The sequence below is a fragment of the Streptomyces sp. VNUA24 genome, assembly GCF_029167005.1.
Taxonomy (GTDB): domain Bacteria; phylum Actinomycetota; class Actinomycetes; order Streptomycetales; family Streptomycetaceae; genus Streptomyces; species Streptomyces scabiei.
This window is the reverse complement of sequence record NZ_CP119143.1, coordinates 8487091-8507721: the sequence shown is the minus strand read 5'-3', so window position 1 is coordinate 8507721 and position 20631 is coordinate 8487091. Positions and strand designations below refer to the sequence as shown.

Annotated in this window: 15 protein-coding genes; 5 read left to right on the top strand and 10 right to left on the bottom strand. The window is 72.8% G+C overall.

Annotated features, from left to right (window positions below):
- Positions 1-87 precede the first annotated feature (87 nt).
- From whiA to PYR72_RS36430, 8 genes are all read right to left on the bottom strand, one after another.
- Positions 88-1077, bottom strand: a complete 990-nt coding sequence (whiA, locus tag PYR72_RS36465) for a DNA-binding protein WhiA (protein WP_275459254.1) — start codon at positions 1075-1077, stop codon at positions 88-90.
- Positions 1068-2147 carry a uridine diphosphate-N-acetylglucosamine-binding protein YvcK gene (gene yvcK / locus PYR72_RS36460; RefSeq protein ID WP_059079305.1) on the bottom strand — a complete coding sequence of 360 codons (1080 nt, stop codon included), beginning with the start codon at positions 2145-2147 and terminating at the stop codon, positions 1068-1070. Before yvcK ends, whiA begins: the two co-directional genes overlap by 10 nt.
- Positions 2144-3214, bottom strand: coding sequence for an RNase adapter RapZ (gene rapZ, locus PYR72_RS36455; RefSeq protein ID WP_275459253.1), 1071 nt, complete (start codon positions 3212-3214; stop codon positions 2144-2146). The genes yvcK and rapZ overlap by 4 nt, the downstream gene beginning before the upstream one ends.
- Positions 3211-5298 carry an excinuclease ABC subunit UvrC gene (uvrC, locus tag PYR72_RS36450; protein ID WP_037728113.1) on the bottom strand — a complete coding sequence of 696 codons (2088 nt, stop codon included), beginning with the start codon at positions 5296-5298 and terminating at the stop codon, positions 3211-3213. Before uvrC ends, rapZ begins: the two co-directional genes overlap by 4 nt.
- A 96-nt stretch (positions 5299-5394) precedes the next feature.
- Positions 5395-6066, bottom strand: coding sequence for a response regulator transcription factor (locus PYR72_RS36445; RefSeq protein ID WP_275459252.1), 672 nt, complete (start codon positions 6064-6066; stop codon positions 5395-5397).
- A 306-nt stretch (positions 6067-6372) separates the two neighbouring features.
- Positions 6373-9060, bottom strand: coding sequence for a PAS domain S-box protein (locus PYR72_RS36440; protein ID WP_275460617.1), 2688 nt, complete (start codon positions 9058-9060; stop codon positions 6373-6375).
- 213 nt (positions 9061-9273) lie between these two features.
- A complete protein-coding gene (locus tag PYR72_RS36435) occupies positions 9274-10671 on the bottom strand; it encodes an extracellular solute-binding protein (RefSeq protein ID WP_275459251.1) in 1398 nt (465 codons plus the stop codon).
- The gene (locus PYR72_RS36430; protein ID WP_275459250.1) at positions 10668-12059 is read right to left on the bottom strand and encodes an extracellular solute-binding protein; all 1392 of its coding nucleotides are present in this window, start codon (positions 12057-12059) and stop codon (positions 10668-10670) included. The genes PYR72_RS36435 and PYR72_RS36430 overlap by 4 nt, the downstream gene beginning before the upstream one ends.
- A gap of 202 nt (positions 12060-12261) precedes the next feature.
- Between PYR72_RS36430 and PYR72_RS36425 the strand changes: the two genes are divergently transcribed.
- From PYR72_RS36425 to PYR72_RS36415, 3 genes are all read left to right on the top strand, one after another.
- Positions 12262-12636 carry a response regulator transcription factor gene (locus PYR72_RS36425; protein WP_275459249.1) on the top strand — a complete coding sequence of 125 codons (375 nt, stop codon included), beginning with the start codon at positions 12262-12264 and terminating at the stop codon, positions 12634-12636.
- A gap of 234 nt (positions 12637-12870) precedes the next feature.
- Positions 12871-13836, top strand: coding sequence for a hypothetical protein (locus PYR72_RS36420; protein WP_275459248.1), 966 nt, complete (start codon positions 12871-12873; stop codon positions 13834-13836).
- A 102-nt stretch (positions 13837-13938) separates the two neighbouring features.
- Positions 13939-14850 carry a carbohydrate kinase gene (locus tag PYR72_RS36415; protein WP_275459247.1) on the top strand — a complete coding sequence of 304 codons (912 nt, stop codon included), beginning with the start codon at positions 13939-13941 and terminating at the stop codon, positions 14848-14850.
- 60 nt (positions 14851-14910) lie between these two features.
- On the opposite strand, the gene PYR72_RS36410 is transcribed toward PYR72_RS36415, so the two are convergent.
- Together PYR72_RS36410 and uvrA are read right to left on the bottom strand one after the other, a co-directional pair.
- On the bottom strand, positions 14911-15774 hold the full coding sequence (locus PYR72_RS36410; protein ID WP_275459246.1) for a helix-turn-helix domain-containing protein: 864 nt from the start codon (positions 15772-15774) through the stop codon (positions 14911-14913).
- A 198-nt stretch (positions 15775-15972) separates the two neighbouring features.
- Positions 15973-19032, bottom strand: coding sequence for an excinuclease ABC subunit UvrA (uvrA, locus tag PYR72_RS36405; protein WP_275459245.1), 3060 nt, complete (start codon positions 19030-19032; stop codon positions 15973-15975).
- 225 nt (positions 19033-19257) lie between these two features.
- Here uvrA and PYR72_RS36400 point away from each other — a divergent pair, with 225 nt between their 5' ends.
- On the top strand, positions 19258-19944 hold the full coding sequence (locus PYR72_RS36400) for a maleylpyruvate isomerase family mycothiol-dependent enzyme (RefSeq protein ID WP_275459244.1): 687 nt from the start codon (positions 19258-19260) through the stop codon (positions 19942-19944).
- 9 nt (positions 19945-19953) lie between these two features.
- Positions 19954-20610, top strand: coding sequence for an MBL fold metallo-hydrolase (locus PYR72_RS36395; RefSeq protein ID WP_275459243.1), 657 nt, complete (start codon positions 19954-19956; stop codon positions 20608-20610).
- Positions 20611-20631 lie beyond the last annotated feature (21 nt).

Below are 20631 nucleotides of genomic sequence, written 5' to 3'. Positions count from 1 at the left end.
ACATAATTCACGCGGAAAGCAGAAAGCCGGTGCCGACAGGCCCAAGTAGGCGTCGGCACCGGCGAGTTGAGATCTCCTGGCGGTCTGTCACCCCACGAGGTTTTCGGCCATCTCCTCGGTGATGCTGGCCTCGGTCCCCGGGATGCCGAGGTCCGAGGCGCGCTTGTCGGCCATCGCCAGCAGACGGCGGATCCGGCCCGCGACGGCGTCCTTGGTGAGCGGCGGGTCGGCGAGCGCGCCCAGCTCCTCCAGGGACGCCTGCTTGTGCTCCATCCGCAGCCGCCCGGCCGCCGCGAGGTGCTCGGGGACGTCGTCGGCGAGGATCTCCAGCGCCCGTCCGACACGGGCGCCGGCGGCGACGGCGGCACGGGCCGAGCGGCGCAGGTTGGCGTCGTCGAAGTTGGCGAGCCGGTTCGCCGTGGCCCGGACCTCGCGGCGCATCCGCCGCTCCTCCCACGCCAGCACCGACTCGTGCGCGCCGAGGCGGGTCAGGAGCGCGCCGATGGCGTCCCCGTCCCGGACGACGACCCGGTCCACGCCCCGGACCTCGCGCGCCTTCGCCCCGATCGACAGCCGGCGGGCGGCGCCGACCAGCGCGAGGGCGGCCTCCGGTCCCGGGCAGGTGACCTCCAGAGAGGACGAGCGGCCGGGCTCGGTGAGCGAGCCGTGGGCGAGGAAGGCCCCGCGCCAGGCCGCCTCGGCGTCGCAGGTGGCCCCGGAGACGACCTGCGGGGGAAGGCCCCGGATGGGGCGGCCCCGGCCGTCCACCAGACCGGTCTGCCGGGCCAGCTGGTCGCCGCCCGCCACCACGCGGACGACGTAGCGCGAGCCTCTGCGCAGGCCGCCGGGTGCCATCACGATCAGCTCGGAGCTGTGGCCGAAGATCTCCAGGATGTCCCGCTTGAGTCTGCGGGCCGCCATCGCGGTGTCCAGCTCCGCCTCGATCACGATGCGGCCGCTCACCAGGTGCAGCCCGCCGGCGAACCGCAGGATCGCCGAGACCTCCGCCTTTCTGCAGCAGGTCCGGGTGACGGGTAGCCGGGAGATCTCGTCCTTCACCGCTGCCGTCATCGCCATGGGCCGATCCTTCCATGCATCCGAAAAATACGGTCGTACGCGGCGGCCAACAGCTCCGGGTCGTGCCGCGGAGAGCCGTCGGTCCGGGCCACCGGCGCCAGCTCGACCGCGGCCCCGAACCGTTCGGCGGCCTCGGTCAGGGAGTCGCGGTCGGGCACGGCGGCCTCGTCGGCCAGCACCACGTCCAGGGCGAGTTTAGGGGCGTGTCGTGCCAAAACCTCCAAATGACGCTGCGGGGAGAAGCCATCGGTTTCTCCCGGCTGCGGTGCGAGGTTCAGCGACAGCACGAGCCGGGCCTTGGTCTCGGTGAGCGCGTCGAGCAGCTCGGGCACGAGCAGGTGCGGGATCACGGAGGAGAACCAGGAGCCGGGGCCGAGGACCACCCAGTCGGCGTCCCGGACCGCCGCCACGGCCTCGGGCACGGCGGGCGGGTCGCCGGGCACGACGTGCACGGACTGCACCTCGCCGGGGGTGAGCGCGACGGTCGCCTGCCCCCGTACGGTCCGCACCTCCTCCGGGCGGGCCGGGTCGTGCCCCTTGACCAGGGCCTGGAGCTCCAGCGGTACGGCCGACATGGGCAGCACCCGGCCCTGGGCGCCCAGCAGCCTGCCGACCAGGTCGAGGGCCTGGACGTGGTCGCCGAGCTGCTCCCACAGGGCGACGATCAGCAGGTTGCCGACCGCGTGCTCGTGCAGTTCGCCCTGGGACTGGAAGCGGTGCTGGATGACGCGGGCCCAGGTCTGGCCCCAGTCGTCGTCGCCGCACAGCGCGGCCAGCGCCTTGCGCAGATCGCCGGGCGGCAGGACCCCCAGCTCGTCCCGCAGGCGTCCGCTGGAGCCGCCGTCGTCGGCCACGGTGACGACGGCGGTGAGGTCGCCGGTGATCCGGCGCAGCGCGGCGAGCGAGGCGGACAGGCCCATGCCGCCGCCGAGCGCGACGACCTTGGGCTGGGCGCCCCGGCGGCGCGGCCGGGCCCCGCGGATCTCGGCGGGCCTCTCCGTGCGGCCCTCCGGGACGACCCGGCGCAGTCTGCTCAGCCGGCTCAGCCGCGACGAGGTGGGTCCGGTCACTCCCGCCCCATGTCCCGGTGCACGACCACGGTCTCGACGCCCTGGGAGGCGAGGCGGGCGGCGAGCTTCTCGGAGGTGGCGACCGAGCGGTGCTTGCCGCCCGTGCAGCCGACCGCGATGGTCACGTACCGCTTGCCCTCGCGGCGGTAGCCGGCGGCGATCATCTGCAGCAGCTCGGTGTAGCGGTCGAGGAACTCCTTGGCGCCGGGCTGGTTGAAGACGTACGCGGAGACCTCCTCGTTGAGTCCGGTGAACGGGCGCAGCTCCGGGACCCAGTGCGGGTTCGGCAGGAAGCGCATGTCCACGACCAGGTCGGCGTCGACCGGCAGGCCGTACTTGAAGCCGAAGGACATGACGGTGGCCCGCAGCTCCGGCTCCTCCTCGCCGGCGAACTGGGCGTCCATCTTGGCGCGCAGCTCGTGCACGTTGAGGCTGGAGGTGTCGATGACCAGGTCGGCGTCGCCGCGCAGCTCGCGCAGCAGTTCCCGCTCGGCGGCGATGCCGTCGGTGATGCGGCCGTCGCCCTGGAGGGGGTGCGGGCGGCGGACCGACTCGAAGCGGCGCACCAGGGCGTCGTCGGAGGACTCCAGGAAGACGATGCGCCGGGTGACGTGCTTGGTCGCGAGGTCGGCGAGGGAGTCCCGGAGGTTGTCGAAGAAGCGGCGGCCGCGGACGTCGACGACGACCGCGATCCGGGCCACGTTCCCCTGGGAGCGCGCGCCCAGCTCCACCATGGTGGGGATCAGCGCGGGCGGCAGGTTGTCGACGACGAACCAGCCGAGGTCCTCCAGACACTTGGCGGCCGTGGACCGTCCGGCGCCGGACATGCCGGAGATGATGACCAGCTCGGGGATGGCCGCCTCGGGGACCCCGGCTGTTTCGATGCCCGTACTCACGTGTGCTCCGTCTTCCTGTGCCGCTGGGTGCCGCGGGACACCGTCGCCCACCGCGCTGTGGGCCGCCCCGTGCTCCGCCGTGTGCTCGTGCTGCTGTTCTTCCGGACGCTCCGCGCGCTCCGGCAGTTCTGGCTGCTCCGGGGGATCCGGTCGCTGCTCGTGCTCGGTCATGTCTCCTGCCCTCGCCGCCGGTCCGGGGTGCCCGCGGCCACGGGCTCCCCAGAGGGGTCCGCGGTCGTACCGGGCTCCTCTTCCTCCATGATCTCTCCCGTGGCGGTGTTCACGGCGGGTGCCGCCGGAGCCGCCTCGGCGAGGGCCACGGCGATGGTCTCGGCCGTCTTGCGGCCTATGCCGGGGACCTCGCAGATCTGGTCGATCGTGGCGGAGCGGAGCTTCTTCAGCGAGCCGAAGTGCTTCAGCAGGGCCTGCTTGCGAGCCTCCCCGAGGCCGGGCACGTCGTCCAAGGGGCTCGCCCGGAAACGCTTGGCGCGTTTGGTGCGCTGGTAGGTGATCGCGAAGCGGTGGGCCTCGTCGCGGACCCGCTGCAGGAGGTAGAGGCCCTCGCTGCTGCGGGGCAGGACCACCGGGTCGTCGTCGCCCGGCACCCAGACCTCCTCCAGGCGCTTGGCGAGACCGCAGACGGCGATGTCGTCGATGCCCAGTTCGTCGAGGGCCCGCCGGGCGGCGGCGACCTGCGGCTGCCCGCCGTCGACGACGACGAGCTGGGGCGGGTAGGCGAACCGCCTGGGGCGGCCGTCGTCGTCCTTGAGACCGCCCGCCGGGCCCTCGGCCCCCGCCGCGTCCTCCTCGACCCACTCGCCGGTCTTCTCCTTCTCCGCGAGGTAGCGCCGGAAGCGGCGCGCGATGACCTCGTGCATGGAGCGGACGTCGTCCTGGCCCTCGCCGTGCCAGACCTGGGTGTCCCCGACCCGGCCCTTGATCTGGAAGCGGCGGTACTCGCTCTTGCGGGCCAGCCCGTCCTCGAAGACGACCATGGAGGCCACCACGTCGTCGCCCTGGAGGTGGGAGATGTCGTAGCACTCGATCCGCAGCGGGGCGCTGTCCAGGTCGAGGGCCTCGGCGATCTCCTCCAGCGCGCGGGAGCGGGTCGTGAGGTCGGAGGCCCGTCTGGTCTTGTGCAGGACGAGCGACTGCTGCGCGTTGCGCTCGACGGTCTCCATGAGCGCCTTCTTGTCGCCGCGCTGCGGGACGCGCAGCGAGACCTGGGCCCCGCGCCGCTCGGTGAGCCACTCCTGCACGGGTCCGACGGGGTCGGGCAGCGCCGGGACGAGGACCTCCTTGGGCACGGCGTCGCCGGTCTCCTCGCCGTACAGCTGCTGGAGGGCGTGTTCGACGAGGTCACCGGTGGTGACGGCCTCGACCTTGTCGGTGACCCAGCCGCGCTGGCCGCGCACCCGTCCGCCGCGGACGTGGAAGATCTGGACGGCCGCCTCCAGCTCGTCCTCGGCGAGGGCGATCAGGTCGGCGTCGGTCGCGTCGGCGAGCACGACCGCGTTCTTCTCCATGGCCTTCTTCAGGGCCTCGATGTCGTCGCGCAGCCGGGCGGCCCGCTCGTACTCCATCTCCTCGGCCGCGTCCGTCATCCGCTTCTCCAGTCGGCGGATGTAGGTGCCGGTGCGCCCCGCCATGAAGTCGCTGAACTCGTCGGCCAGTTCGCGGTGGTCCTCGGCGGAGATCCGCTCGACGCAGGGGGCCGAGCACTTGCCGATGTAGCCGAGCAGACAGGGCCGGCCGGTGCGGGCGGCGTTCTTGAACACCCCGGCCGAGCAGGTGCGGACGGGGAAGACGCGCAGCAGCAGGTCGACCGTGTCCCGGATCGCCCAGGCGTGCGCGTACGGCCCGAAGTACCGCACGCCCTTCTTCTTGTGGCCGCGCATCACCTGCACGCGCGGGTACTGCTCGTTCATCGTGACCGCGAGGTACGGGTAGCTCTTGTCGTCGCGGTACTTGACGTTGAACCGGGGGTCGAACTCCTTGATCCAGGAGTACTCCAGCTGCAGCGCCTCGACCTCCGTGGACACCACGGTCCACTCCACGGAGGCGGCCGTGGTGACCATCGTGCGGGTGCGCGGGTGGAGGCCGGTCAGGTCCTGGAAGTAGTTGGCCAGGCGCTGGCGCAGGCTCTTCGCCTTCCCGACGTAGATCACCCGGCGGTGCTCGTCACGGAACTTGTACACCCCGGGAGAGTCCGGGATCTGCCCCGGACTGGGGCGGTAGCTGGAGGGATCGGCCATGCTCCACACCCTACTGGCGGGGAGTGACAGCCCGGGGCCCTGTGGACGGGCCCGGTGGACGGCGATCGGGGGCGGCGGGCGCCCGCCCGGAGGGCTCTAGCGTGTCTCCAGGAACGTCAGCACCGCCAGCACCCTGCGGTGGTCGTCCGGCTCCTCGGGCAGCCGCAGTTTCCCCAGGATGCTCCGCACGTGCTTCTCGACGGTGCCCTCGGTCACCCACAGCCGCCGGCCGATGCCGGAGTTGGACCGGCCCTCGGCCATCAGGCCGAGCACCTCCCGCTCACGGTTGCTGAGCATCGACAGCGGGTCGTCACGGCGCTGCGCCGCCACGAGTTCCTGCACCAGCGACGGGTCGACGACGGAGCCGCCCCGGCGGATGCGGTCGAGGCTCTCCAGGAACTCGTCCACGACCGTGATCCGGCTCTTGAGCAGATACCCGATGCTGCGTCCGCCGGCCAGCAGTTCCAGCGCGTCCTCGACCTCGACGAACGCCGACAGCACCAGGATCCCGACCGAGGGATACCGCTCCCGGATGGTGCCGGCGGCCTTCAGTCCCTCCGTGGACTGCGTCGGCGGCATGCGGATGTCGACGATCGCGATGTCCGGCAGCTCCCTCTCGACGAGGTCCAGGAGCCCGTCGCCGTCGCCCGCCTGTCCCACCACCTCGTAGCCGACGCGCTCGCACAGGCTCGCCAGCCCCTCCCGCAGGAGCACGTCGTCGTCCGCGAGCACCACCCGTCCGCGTACCGGATGCTGATCGGCCTCCATGGTCCCGGCCTCCCCCTTGCCCGACCTGTCCGTTCGTTCCGACAGCCTGCCCGAACCGGGGTCTTACGGCTAGCCGGAAGCCTAGTTGGGGGAGGACCGTGAAGACACCGGAACGTGTGTCCGTCATGCTCACGGATGTGCGGCCGCGGGTGGACCGACGCCTCCGACGGGAGACGGCGAGCCATCCGCCTGCCCAGGGACCGGACGGCCGTCTCCGCCGTCCGATTCGGCCGCCCGGAACGTACGCCCGTACCGAGTCCCGAACTCCCCCCTTTGAACGGGCCTCACCGCGTACGCTTCGGGCGGTCATGAACGCGGCAGGACGGCCGCCGCGACCTCCTCGGGCGGGGTCGGCGGCAGCCGCACGCTCAGCGTCGTACCGCCGCCGGGCGGGCTGGCGATCGTCAACCTGCCGCCGATCGCCTCCACCCGGTCGATGAGCCCGATGAGCCCCGAGCCCTTGTCGGGTTCCGCTCCCCCGGCGCCGTCGTCGCGGATGACCAGTTCCAGTACGCCCGCGCGCTCCCGGCCCGCCACGGTCACCACGCTCGCGCGTGCGTGCTTGACGGCGTTGGTGAGGCTCTCGGAGATGACGTAGTAGGCGGCCACCTCGACCTGTTCCGGGAAACGGGCCCTGCCGAACGCGAGATCGAGTTCCACGGGCACGGCACAGCGGCGGGCCAGGGCGCGCAGGGCGGGCCCGAGGCCGCCCCGGGAGAGGATGGACGGGTGGATGCCCCGGGCCACCTGCAGCAGGTCCTGGAAGGTGTCGTCGAGGCCCTTGGCCAGCTGGTCCAGCCGGCGGGCGAGTTCCGAGGAGGGGTCCTCCACGAGGGTCTGCGTCATCCGCAGCTCCAGTTGCAGGGAGACGAGGCGCTGCTGGACGCCGTCGTGCAGATCGCGTTCGATGCGCCGCCGGGAGGCGTCCCCGGCGGCGACCACGCGCGCGCGGGACGCGGCCAGCTGGGCGCGGCTGTCGGCGTTGGCGATCGCGGTGGCGATCAGTTCGGTGAAGTCGGCGAGCCGGGACTCGGTGCCGCCGGGCAGCGGGTCGAGGAGCGAGGCGGCCACGACGACCCCCCACAGACAGCCCTCGACGACGATGGGGGCGCCCACACAGGTGCCCGACCGGGCGGAGCGCCGGGTGCGGGCCACCGCGGCGATGGTCCTGCGGGCCGCGTCGCGGCGGGTGGTGCGGACGACCTCGGCGGCCGCGTCCCCGCGCGGGTGCGCGATCCCGAGGATCTTGACGTCGCCGTCGGGCTCGTAGCGCAGGACGGCCGCGGCGGTGCCCAGCAGGGACGCCACCTCCTCGGCGACCCTGCGGAACACGTCGGCCGGCGGCTCCCCGCGCGCGACCGAGGTGGCGACCCGGCGCAGCGCGCTCTGTTCGAGCGCGGCCCGGCGGCTCTCGGTGACGTCGCGGGCGGCCGCGTAGATGAGGCCCTCCTCGGGGACCGGCCGGGCGCTCCACTGCAGCCAGCATTCGGTGCCGTCGGCGCGGACGTACCGGTTCTCGAACTCGGCGACCTCGGTGCCGCTCGCCAGCAGCGCGATGGCCTCGCGGGTCTTGTCCCGGTCCTCCTCGTGGACGAAGTCGAGCAGGGGCCGGGAGGTCAGCGTCTCGATCGGATAGCCCAGGGTGCGTTCGAAGGCCGGGTTGACGCGTTTGAAGTAGCCGTCGACGCCGCTGATGCAGAGCAGGTCCATGGAGAGGTTGAAGATGCCCTCCAGTTCCTGTTCGGCCCGTCTGCGCCGGCCGTGGGCGGCCGCGAAGGAGGCCATGGTGCCGTTCATGCCGCCCAGCAGCTGGGCCCAGGTCCCGTCGAAGGAGTCGACGTCCGCCCGGTGTCCGAGGCGGCCCGCGTCGATCGCGGTGTTCATGGCCCGGATCTCGTCGGCCAGCCGTTCCCCGGTCACCCGCAGCTCGCGGAACGTGTCCGCCACGTCCCCGAGTTCGTCGCGTCCCGTGTAGCGGATGTCGTACGAGAGGTCGCCCTCCGACAGGGCGCGGGCGCCCTCGGAGACCTGGCCGAGGGGGCGGGTGATCGAGCGGCGCAGGGCCAGCGCGAGGAGGGTGACGAAGGCCAGGACGGCGAGGGAGATGCCGAGTTCGGTGAGGGCGCGGACCCGTATGGCGTGCAGATCCCGGTGGGCGGTGTCGTCGAGTTCGCGGGCGGCCCGGTCCTGGATGCCGCGCAGGGCGTCGACGTAGCGCTCGGAGTGGGCGAGCCAGCTGTCGTACGAGGGCCAGGCGGCGGGCCGGGGGTCGGTGTCGGCGAGCAGGTCGCGGACCGCGCGGACCTCGCGGCCGGGGGCCTCGAAGATCGCGGCGTGCAGTTCGGCCTTGAGTCCGTCGGATGCGGTCAGCTGGAACCTTCTGAGCTGGGACTTCTCCAGTTCGGTCCAGCGGCCCGCGCCGGCGGTGGTGCGCCGTTCGCCGGGGGTGTGGAAGAGGATGGCGAGTTCCGCGCGTTCGCTCTCGGTGGCGGCCACCGCCCGCAGCATCGCCATGTGGGCGTCGGCGGCGCGGCCCGCGGCCCGGGTGGGGCGTCCGGCTTCGAGGCCGGCCACCGTGTCGAGCACCTTGTTCTGGATGACCTCGTACCGCCGGGTCAGGGTCCGGGCGTCCAGCGAGCCGGTGCCCGTCTGGACCCGCAGCGCGTGCAGCTGACGGCGTACGGAGTCGAGGACTCCGGCGACGTCGGAGCCCACCTCCCGGTCGACGGCCTGGCCGAAGGCGTGCCGCAGCGCGTCGTCGGTGGCGCGCTGGGCCGCCGCCCGGCCGCTCAGCGTGTCCGGTCCGGGGCCCAGCCGTGCCTGGACCGCGGCGATCCGCTCCCGGGCGACGGCGCCGCCGACCTCGCTGGTCGCGAACGACACCTCGATCGCGGTGTCGAAGTCGCGCAGGGTCCGCGCCTCCTGCCACTGGGTCATGGCGGTGAACGCCGTGAACGACAGCAGGACGGTGACCGGCAGCAGGACGAGCAGCATCAGCTTGGGGCCGACGCGCAGCCGGGCCAGGAACGGGACGGTGGCCGCGCCCGCGTTCGTGCCTGCGTTCGTGTTCGTGCTGGCGTTCGTGCTCGCGCCCGCGTTCGTGCTCGCGCCCGCGTTCGTGCTCGCGTGCGTGGCAGGCCGGCGGGGCACGGCGGGGCGTGGGGCGGGGGTTCGTCCGGGGGACGGCGGGCGGAGCACGGCCGGGCCTCACGGTCCGGTCGGGGGGTAGTGGCCGTGGTCCGCCAGGTCCTGGTCGACGGCCCGCACCGCCTCGTCCAGCGCGGGCCGTACGGCCCCTCCCCGCATGATCTTCGCGAAGGCGTGGGAGAAGGCCTCGGTGATCGCCGGGTAGGCGGGGGTCTGCGGCCGGGGACGCGCGGTCCCGGCGCGCAGCTGTTCTATGTAGAGGTGTGCGCGGCCGCCCTCGGCGAAGGCGTCGGTCCGCTCGATCGCGGTGGTGGTGGCGGGGATCGCGCCGTTGGCCCCGGTCATCCGCAGGATCTCCTCGGGGCGCAGCAGGAACTCCAGGAACCGCCACACCGCGTCGCCGTCCGCCGGGCCCGCGGGGATGCCCCACTGCCAGGAGCCCATGCCCGTGGCGCTGCCCGTGCCGAAGTCGGGCAGCGGCACGATCGCCACGTCGCCCGGGTGGGCCTCGGTGTAGCGCCCGTACGACCAGTGGCCGGCCCAGGACACCGGGGTCCTGCCCTTCTGGAAGGCCGCGAAGTCCTTGTTCGCGTCCACGTAGCCCGCCTTCACCCAGCTCTGCAGCGTGGTCAGCGCCTTGGCCGACCGCGGCCCGTTGAGCACGCCGTCGGCCGTGCGGTAGGTGGAGCGGTCGATGAGGTCGCCGCCCGCCGACCACAGCACCGGCGCGAAGCCGTACGTCCCCCACTCGGTGTCGGCCCACTGCAGCTGGAGGTCCAGCGGCCGCTCGTGGCCGTGGGCGCGCAGCTTCTTCAGTACGCCGGTGAACTCGTCGGCGGTCCAGGCGTCGCCGATGCCGCGCGGGATGCGCACGCCCGCCTTCTTCAGCTCCGACGGCCGTACGTACAGGCCGAGTCCGGAGTCGAAGGTGCCCAGGCCCCACAGCCTGCCCCGGTAGGTGCCCTGTTCGACGACGGAGGGCAGCAGGTCCGCGCGCAGGGCCTCGGGGACGCAGGAGTCGATGGGCCGCAGGTCGCCCGCCCAGGCGTGGCTGAACAGCTTCGGGGCGTCGAAGTCGAGCAGGTCCGGCAGTTCACCGTCGGCGGCCGCCTGACGGACCAGTTCGTCGTGGTCGCCCTTCGGGTGGCGCACGAGGCGGACGGTGACGTCGTCCTGGGCGGCGTTGAAGGCCCTGACCTGGGCGCGCAGGGCCTTCAGCTCGCCGCGTGCCGACGGCCGGTGGTACCACATGGTGATCTGCGCGGGTCCGTCGATCCGCCCGTCGCAGGTCGCGTCGGAGACCCGCCGGACGCCCTGGCCGCCGCCGTCCGCCTCGCAGCCCGCGAGCAGCAGGGCCGTGCAGAGCAGCAGCGCCCACGGGGCCCGGCGGGCACGCCTCGGCGGGCCGGGCCGGGCCGGAGGGCGGGGCGTGGGCCGGGGGCCGGCGGCCCGGGTCACGGTCCGCTCTTCGGATAGCCGTCGTGGGCGGCGAGATCCTGGTCGATGGTCTCGACCGCCTTGTCCAGGGTCCGTTCGACGGGGGCGCCGGAGAAGACGATGTCGGCGACCGCGTGCGAGAAGGCGACGGTGACCGCCGGGTACGCCGGTGTCTGCGGTCTCGGCCGGGCGGCGCCGCTGCGCAGCTGCTCGATGAACAGCCGCTCCGCGCCGTCCTCGTCGAACAGCGGGGACAGCTTCACGCCCCCTTCCGTCCCCGGGATCGCGCCGTTGGCCTCGCTCATCCTCGCCACCTGTGCGGGCCGCAGCAGGTACTCCAGGAAGCGCCACACCGCGTCGCCGTCGGCGTCCCCCGAGGGGACGCCCCACTGCCAGGACCCCATGCCGGTCGTACTGCCCGTGCCGAAGTCGGGCAGCGGCACGATCGCCACGTCGCCGGGGTGGGCCTCGCTGAACTCGCCGTACTTCCAGTGCCCCATCCAGGAGATGGGGCTGCGGCCCTTCACGAACGCGCTCCTGTCCTTCTTCTCGTCCCGGTCGACATAGCCCTCCTCCACCCATTTCTGCAGGGTGGTGAGCGCCCCGACGGCCTGAGGGCCGTTGAGGAAGCCGTCGGCCGTACGCCCACGGGGGTCGATGAGGTCACCGCCCGCCGACCACACCGCCGGTGCGAAGGCGTAGGTGTTCCACTCGTCCGCGCTGCGGGAGTCGGTGAAGTTCAGGTCGAGCGGCGCCCGGTAGCCCCGGGCGCGCAGCTTGCGCAGGATGCGCGTCAGTTCGTCGGCGCTCCAGGCGTCGTCGACGCCCTTGGGGATGCGCACGCCGGCCTTCCTCAGCACCGACGGCCGCACGTACAGCCCCAGTCCGGAGTCGAACGTGCCGACGCCCCACAACCGGTCGTCGTACGTGCCCTGTTCGCGGATGGAGGGCAGCAGGTCCTCGCGGGTCCTGGCGGGTACGCAGGAGTCGATCGGCTTGAGGGTGCCGGACCAGGCGTAGCTGTAGAGGTTGGGGCCGTCGAAGTCGAGCAGGTCGGGCAGGTCGCCGCTGGCCGCCGCGGACAGGACGAGTTCGTTGTACGGGCGCTGCTCGGGCAGGGTGACCAGTTCGACCCGTACCTGCCGCTGGGACCTGTTGAACTCCCTGACCTGGCTCTTGAGCGTGCTCTGTTCACCGCTCTGGCCGGCGTGGAACCACATCGTGATGTGGGCGGTGCCCTCGATCCGCCCGTCGCAGGTGGTGTCGCCCGCCGCCTTGCCCTCCTCGTCCGTCCGTCCGCCGCCGTCCTCGCCGCTGCATCCGGCCAGCAGCAGCGCGGCGGCCGCCGCACCCGCCATCAGGGCACGGCGTACGGGACGTCCTCCGAGGTCCCGGCGCTGCCTGTTCATCGCACACCCCCACTCCACGGGCCTGTTCGGCCCCAGGGCAGCGACATGCTACTCCTCGTGTCGCCGCCGACTCCCAGGGTGAGAGTGAACCCGTCGTTCCGGCACGGGACATGGGCACATTCCGGCGGACGGGGTCTCGGGGCGGCGCGTCTTTCCCGCTAGCCGCAATGTGCGCCCATGGCCGCCTTGGGAGGCTGTGCGCATGTCCACGCGCTGTCTCATCGTCGACGACAGCACCCGGTTCCTGGAGGCTGCCCGTACGCTGCTGGAGCGCGACGGGATCCGCGTCGTCGGTGTGGCCCGCTCGGGCACGGAGGCGCTGGCACGGGCCGCGGAGCTGGTCCCGGATCTCGTCCTGCTGGACGTCTTCCTCGACGGCGAGTGCGGTCTGGAGCTCGCGCCGAGGCTCGCGGGCACCGTCCCGACCGTCGTCGTGCTCACCTCCACGCACCCGCCGGACGACATCGAGGAACTCGTCACCGCCGGTCCGGCCCGGGGATTCCTGCACAAGTCGAAGCTCTCGGGGCAGGCACTGCGGGACCTGCTGCGGCCCGGCCACGGGCCCGGAACGCGTTGAGGATCTTGCCGATGGTGTCCGGCCATGTCACGCGCCAGGTGTTGTCGGGACTTGGTCAACACGCTTCAATGCGGGGGAACTCGGGGCAAGAGGCCCTCTCCCGTGGATGTACGGACGGACGCAGGTGCGGACGGAGGCCGCCGACGGCGCCCGAGCCCCGGGGACCCGCCGGGCGCCCCCTCGGCCCCGTGGTCCGGCCACCCGTCGCGCCCTCCTCTACAGAAAGGTCTCTGCATGCGGCACGCCACAGAGCACGCGGACGTCGCGGCGGTCCGGGACGTCTCCACGGTGCAGCTGGAGTCGGTCCTGCGGGGCGGCCCCTTCCATGTCGCCCTGCGCGCCGCCATCGCCGCCCGCGGCCTGCCGCTGCAGCGCGTGCAGCACCATCTCTCGCGCCACGGGGTCAAGGTCGGCGTCACCAGCCTCAGTTACTGGCAGCAGGGCGCCCGGCGTCCGCAGCGTCCCGAGTCGCTGCGTGCCGTGCGGGCCCTGGAGGAGATCCTCCAGCTCCCGGACGAGTCCCTGATCCGGCTGCTCGTCCGGGCCGACGAGCAGCCCGGCCCGGAGCGCCCCGCCGGCCGCTCGTACCGCTCGGTCGTGGAGGCCTCGGGTGTCCTGGAGCGCCTCTTCGACGAGCTGGGGATGCCGCTCGACGGCGGTGTGCACACCGTCGGCCACCACGAGCGGGTGCGGGTCGGCGCGGGCCGGGAGCTGCTGGGCCGCGAGTCCCAGCACATCGTGCGCGCCCACAGGGACGGCGTGGACCGCCATGTGGCCGTCCACCACGGCGACCCGGGCTGCGCGCCGGAGCGGATCACCGTCCGTGCCCTGGAGAACTGCCGCAGCGGCAGGGTGCGCTGGGACCGGGAGACCGGTGTCCTCGTCGCCGAGCTCCTCTTCGACACCCGGCTGCGCAGCGGTGACACGTACCTCTTCCGCTACGGCTTCGACGACGGCACGGCCGGTGTGTGCACCGAGTACGTCCGCGGCTTCCGTGCCGGCGGCGGCCAGTACGCCCTCCAGGTCCGCTTCGACGAGCGGGCGCTGCCCCTGCGCTGCCACCGTTTCAGCCAGCCCTCCGCCGCGGCTCCCCGCGGCGGGCGGCAGATCCTCCCGCTGAGCGGCCCGCACCGCTCGGTGCATCTCGTCGAACCACGGGTGCGGACGGGGGTCGTGGGGATCGGCTGGGACTGGGAGTGACGGCCCCGCGGACCGGGGCCCGGGCGGCGACCGCCGTCCGGCGTGGTGCGCGCGCCTTTGCGATACTTTCCGGCCGACAGCCCTCGAGAAAGGATCCGCCTCGTGATCGTCGTCGCCGGTGAAGCCCTGATCGACCTGGTCCCGCGAGGTGCGGGCACGCTCGTGGATCTGCGGCCGGCGCGCGGCGGCGGCCCCTACAACACGGCCGTGGCGCTCGGCCGCCTCGGCTCCCCCACCGCCTTCTGCTCACGGGTCTCCCAGGACGTCTACGGGGAGGCCCTGCTGGCCGGGCTGCGCGAGGCGGACGTGGACGTGACGTCCGTGCAGCGCGGGCCCGAACCCACCACTCTCGCCCTGGCCTCGATCGGCGAGGACGGCTCCGCCCGGTACTCCTTCTACGTCGAGGGCAGCGCCGACCGCCTGTTCGAGACGCCCGAGCGGCTGCCCCTCGGCACGCGTGCCGTCTCCTTCGGGACCTGCTCCCTCGTGCTGGAGCCCGGCGCGAGCGCCTACGAGAAGCTGCTGCACGCCACCGCCGCCCAGGGGGTGTTCACCGCCCTCGACCCCAACATCCGGGCCGGGCTGATCCCCGACGCGGACGCCTACCGGGCCCGGTTCATGAGCTGGCTGCCCTCGGTGTCGCTGCTCAAGCTCTCCGAGGAGGACGCCCGGTGGCTGGGCGGCACCCCGCGCGCGTGGCTGGACCGCGGGCCCGCCGCGGTCGTCGTCACCCGGGGCGGCGACGGCCTGACCGTCCACACCCGCGCCGGCGCGGAGCACTCCGTACCGGGCGAGAGGGTCGACGTCGTCGACACCATCGGCGCCGGTGACACCGTCAACGCGGCCCTCCTGCACGGTCTGTCGGCCCGGGACGCGCTCTCCGCCACCGCCCTCGCGGCCCTCGGCGCCGACGACTGGACCCGCCTGCTCCGCTTCGCCGCGCGCGCGGCGGCGATCACCTGCTCCCGGGCGGGCGCGGAGCCGCCGTACGCGGCGGAGGTGGGGGAGGTCTAGACGCTCCCCGGTGCGGCGGCCGAGGTCCCACGACCCACGCCCCCGCGGGTGCGCGTCCGTTCAGCCGGCGACCGGGCTCGGGGCCTCCTGCGCGCGGCCGTGCAGGGGGTCGAGGCGGGCGAGGGCGGCGGCCGTGGCCTCGTCGGCCGGGAGGTGGACCACCAGGCGCCGGCCGTCGTCCGGCAGCGCGAGCGTCTCGTACGCCAGGCGCAGTCGGCCCGCCTGCGGATGCTCGACGAGATCCGTGCCGTTGCGCAGCGGCATGGCCGGTACGCCCTTGAGCCGCAGGGTGAACCTGGCTCCCGCGGTGACCGTCAACTCGTCGGTCAGGGCGGCGACCCACGGGTCGTGCGGCGGGGCCTCGTGGCGCAGGTGGGCGACCTGTTCGTCGGCGAGCCGCTCCCAGCCCGGGTAGACCGTGCGGGCCCGCTCGTCGGTGAACAGATACCGCGTGATGTTGGGCGGGTCGCCGTCGAGCAGTCCGAGCGGGCGGGCGAAGCGCTCGTAGCCCGCGGTGTGGGCGACGATGTCGCCGAGCCAGTTGAGCAGCACCGCGGGGGCGGGTTCCAGCCGGTCGAGGAGGGCCCGGACGGTGGGCCGTACGTTCCGGGCGGGCGGAGCGGCCGCCGGGCGGACCGTGGTGCGGTCGCCGCTCCGCTCGGCGAGCCGGCGCAGCAGGAGCCGGTCCGGCACGGGCAGGCACAGCGCGTCGGCGAGGGCGCCGAGCACCTGGGGGGAGGGGCTGAGGTCGCGGCCGTGTTCGAGCCGGGTGAGGTACTCGACGCTGATCCCGGCGAGCGTGGCCAGCTCGGCGCGGCGCAGGCCGGGGTCACGGCGGCGGGGCCCTGCGGGCAGGCCCGCCTCGACGGGGGTCATGGCTTCGCGGCGGCCGCGCAGGAAGGCGGCCAACTCGTTGTCGCTCACGCGTCGAACGTACAGGGTGCGCACCGCCCGGGGTGACCCTTCCGCCACCCCCTCGGCCGGGGGGCGACGCGCGGTGGCCCCGCGGGAAGTTCCCGCGGGCCACCGTATGGTCCGGGAGATCGCCGGGCCGGTCGTCCGGGCGCCCGGGGTCTCCTTGCTTCCCGGGGCGCCCGGGGTTTCCCGGGCGCCCCGGTCCTCTCAGTCCTCGCGGGCCCGCGTGGTCCGCTTGGCGGGGGTGGCCTTCTTCGTGGCCGTGGCCGCCTTCTTGGCCGTGGCCGCCTTCGTGGCCGTGGCCGTCTTGCCGGCGGCCGTCGTGGTGCGGGCCGAGGCCGTCTTCTTCGCCGTCGCGCCGGCGGCGACCGTCCGCTTGGCGGCGGCCTTGCGCGGGGCCTTCACCTGGGCCGCGTCGCTGATCCGGTCGGCGCCCAGGATCTCCCGCAGGAACTTGCCCGTGTGGCTGGCCGGCACCCCGGCGACCTGCTCGGGCGTGCCCTCGGCGATGACGAGGCCACCTCCTGCGCCGCCCTCGGGCCCCATGTCCACGACCCAGTCGGCGGTCTTGATCACGTCGAGGTTGTGCTCGATGACGATGACCGTGTTGCCCTTGTCGACCAGGCCGGACAGCACCTTGAGGAGCTTGCTGATGTCCTCGAAGTGCAGGCCGGTGGTCGGCTCGTCCAGGACGTAGACCGTGCGTCCGGTGGAACGGCGCTGCAGCTCGCTGGCGAGCTTGACGCGCTGCGCCTCACCGCCGGACAGGGTGGTCGCGGACTGCCCGAGCCGGACGTAGCCGAGGCCGACGTCCTTCAGCGTGCGGAGGTGGCGGGCGATCGCGGGGACGGCCTCGAAGAAGTCGGTCGCCTCCTCGATCGGCATGTTCAGCACGTCGGCGATGGACTTGCCCTTGTAGTGGACCTCCAGGGTCTCCCGGTTGTACCGGGCGCCGTGGCAGACCTCGCACGGGACGTAGACGTCCGGGAGGAAGTTCATCTCGATCTTGATGGTGCCGTCGCCCGCGCAGTTCTCGCAGCGGCCGCCCTTGACGTTGAAGGAGAAGCGGCCGGGCAGATAGCCGCGGACCTTCGCCTCGGTGGTCTCGGCGAACAGCTTGCGGACGTGGTCGAAGACACCGGTGTACGTCGCCGGGTTGGACCGGGGGGTGCGGCCGATCGGCGACTGGTCGACGTGCACGACCTTGTCGACGAGGTCGTCGCCGTCCACGCGCGTGTGCCGGCCGGGCACGTTCCTCGCGCCGTTCAGCTCGCGGGCCAGGTGCGTGTACAGGATGTCGTTGACCAGCGTGGACTTGCCGGAGCCGGACACACCGGTGACGGCGGTGAAGACGCCCAGCGGGAACGAGACGTCGATGTCCTGGAGGTTGTTCTCCCGGGCGCCGTGCACCGTGAGCCGGCGGGAGGGGTCGAGCGGGCGGCGGATGTCGGGCAGCGGGATGGCCTTGCGGCCCGAGAGGTACTGCCCGGTCTGCGACTCGGCGTTGCCCAGCAGCTCCTTGAGCGAGCCGCTGTGCACGACCTTGCCGCCGTGCTCGCCGGCGCCGGGACCGATGTCGACGATCCAGTCGGCCATCTTGATGGTGTCCTCGTCGTGCTCGACGACGATGAGCGTGTTGCCCATGTCGCGCAGCCGGACCAGGGTCTCGATGAGCCGGTGGTTGTCGCGCTGGTGCAGACCGATGGACGGCTCGTCGAGGACGTAGAGCACGCCGACGAGACCGGAGCCGATCTGGGTGGCCAGCCGGATGCGCTGGGCCTCGCCGCCGGAGAGCGTGCCCGCCGCGCGGTTCAGCGAGAGGTAGTCGAGGCCGACGTCGACCAGGAACCGCAGCCGTTCGTTGACCTCCTTCAGCACGCGCTCGGCGATCTTCTTGTCGCGGCTGTTGAGCCTGAGCTTGCCCAGGAAGTCGGCGCAGTCGCTGATGGACATGGCGGCGACCTCGGCGATCGACTTCTCCATGACCGTGACCGCGAGGACGATCGGCTTCAGCCGGGTGCCCTCGCAGGTGGGGCAGGGCACCTCGCGCATGTAGCCCTCGAAGCGCTCGCGGCTGGCGTCGCTCTCGGCCTCGCCGTGCCGCCGCTTCACGAAGGGCACGGCACCCTCGAAGGCGGTCGTGTAGACCCGCTCGCGCCCGTACCGGTTGCGGTAGCGCACCTCGATCTGCGTCTTGTGGCCGTACAGCAGCGCCTTCCGCGCGCGCTGCGGGAGTCCGGCGAAGGGGATGTCGGTGCGGAACCCCAGGGCCTCGGCGAGGGCGCCGATGAGACGGCCGAAGTAGTCCTTGGTGTGGCCGTGCGACCAGGGGTGGATGGCTCCCTCGTCGAGCGACTTGTCCTCGTCCGGGACGATCAGCTCGGGGTCGACCTCCATGCGCGTACCGATGCCGGAGCAGTCGGGGCAGGCGCCGAAGGGCGAGTTGAAGGAGAAGGAGCGGGGCTCCAGCTCCTCGAAGGACAGGTCGTCGTACGGGCAGTACAGGTGCTCCGAGAACATGCGCTCGCGCTCGGGGTCGTCCTCGGGGAGGTCGACGAAGTCGAGCACGACCATGCCGCCGGAGAGGCCGAGGGCCGTCTCCACGGAGTCGGTGAGGCGGCGCTTGGCGGAGTCCTTCACCGTCAGGCGGTCGACGACCACCTCGATGGTGTGCTTCTCCTGCTTCTTCAGCGTGGGCGGGCTGGAGAGCTGTACGGTCTCGCCGTCCACCCGCGCGCGGCTGTACCCCTTGGTCTGCAGATCCGCGAAGAGGTCGACGAACTCGCCCTTGCGCTCGCGCACCAGCGGCGAGAGGACCTGGAAGCGGCTGCCCTCGGGCAGCTCCAGCACCCGGTCGACGATGGCCTGCGGCGACTGGCGGGAGATCGGGCGGGAGCACTCGGGACAGTGCGGCTTGCCGATGCGCGCGAAGAGCAGCCGCAGGTAGTCGTAGACCTCGGTGATCGTGCCGACCGTCGAGCGCGGGTTGCGCGAGGTCGACTTCTGGTCGATGGAGACCGCCGGGGACAGACCCTCGATGAAGTCGACGTCCGGCTTGTCCATCTGCCCGAGGAACTGACGGGCGTAGGAGGAGAGCGACTCGACGTACCGGCGCTGCCCCTCGGCGAAGATCGTGTCGAAGGCCAGCGAGGACTTGCCCGACCCCGACAGGCCCGTGAAGACGATGAGCGAGTCGCGTGGCAGGTCGAGCGAGACGTTCTTCAGGTTGTGCTCGCGCGCGCCACGGACGATGAGACGGTCGGCCACGCCGGTCCGCACCTTTCTTGAGTGAGTGACAGGGGCCGGAGCCCCCGTCTTCCACAGACTAGGGGGAGCCACTGACAGCGCCGGTCCCGTTTCCCCGTTCCAGAACAATTCCCGGGTCTTCCAGCATGCCCGACGCCGCTCCCGACCATATAGCACGTGCATTCGATTTGTGGGCGCGGCCGGACTCCTTCACCCGAAGGTGTGGCCGGGGCTAGGGTCGACGGCATGATGGATCACGCGCGTGACCTGGCCTCTGTACGAGAAGCGACGGACCGGCTGCTCACCGCGGCCGCCCGACTGGACAACGCCGCTGTGACCGAGGCGTCACGGCTGCCCGGCTGGACCCGGGGGCACGTCCTGGCCCATCTCGCGCGCAACGCGGACGCCCTGGTGAACGTCTTCGAGGGCCGCCCCATGTACGCCTCCGCCGAGGCCCGGGACGCCGACATCGAGCGGGACGCGCCGCGCCCCCTGAAGGAGCAGCTCGCCGACGTGCGCGACAGCGCGGACCGCTTCCAGGACGCGGCCGCGCTCCCCGCGGACTGGTCCCGCACGGTGGAGCTGCGCAACGGCGTCACGGACTCCGCGGCGCGGGTGCCGTTCCGGCGCTGGATCGAGGTGGAGATCCATCACGTGGACCTCGGCATCGGCTACGAGCTGGAGGATCTTCCGCCGGAGTTCACCGAGCGGGAGATCGGCTTCCTCGTCGACCGGTTCACCGGGCACCCCGGCGTGCCGCACACCCGCGTGACGGACGGTACGCGCGCGTGGACCACCGGTGGCGCCGCTTCCGGATCCGGGGTGACGGTGACCGGCACCGCGCCGGAGCTCCTGGGCTGGCTCGCGGGCCGCACCGACGGCACCGCACTGCGCGCCGAAGGAGGGACTCTCCCCTCGCTGCCCCCGCTATAGGCTGCTCCCATGACGTACAGCGGAGCGGTGAAGGTCGGCGGTCCTGCGGATGTGCACGAGCTGCGGGACCTGATGATCTCCAAGGTCGCCGTCGGCCCGATGGACAACAACGCGTACCTGCTGCGCTGCCGGGCCACCGACGAGCAGCTGCTGATCGACGCCGCCAACGACGCGGGCACCCTGCTCACCCTGATCGGTGACGACGGGATCGCGTCCGTGGTCACCACGCATCAGCACGGCGATCACTGGCAGGCCCTCGCCGAGGTCGTGGCGGCCACCGGCGCCCGCACCTACGCGGGCCGGGACGACGCCGAGGGCATCCCGGTGGCCACCGACGTCCCCGTCGGCGACGGCGACACCATCCGGGTCGGGCACGTGGAACTCACCGCACGCCACCTGGTGGGCCACACCCCGGGCTCGATCGCCCTGGTCTACGACGACCCGCACGGGCACCCGCACGTGTTCACCGGGGACTGTCTCTTCCCCGGCGGGGTGGGCAACACCCGCAAGGACCCCGAGGCGTTCGCACGGCTCATCCACGACGTGGAGACGAAGATCTTCGACGCCCTGCCCGACGAGACCTGGGTCTACCCGGGTCACGGCAACGACACCACGCTCGGCGCGGAGCGCCCGCACCTGCCCGAGTGGCGTGCACGGGGCTGGTGAACTCCCGAGCGGCGCAAGGCA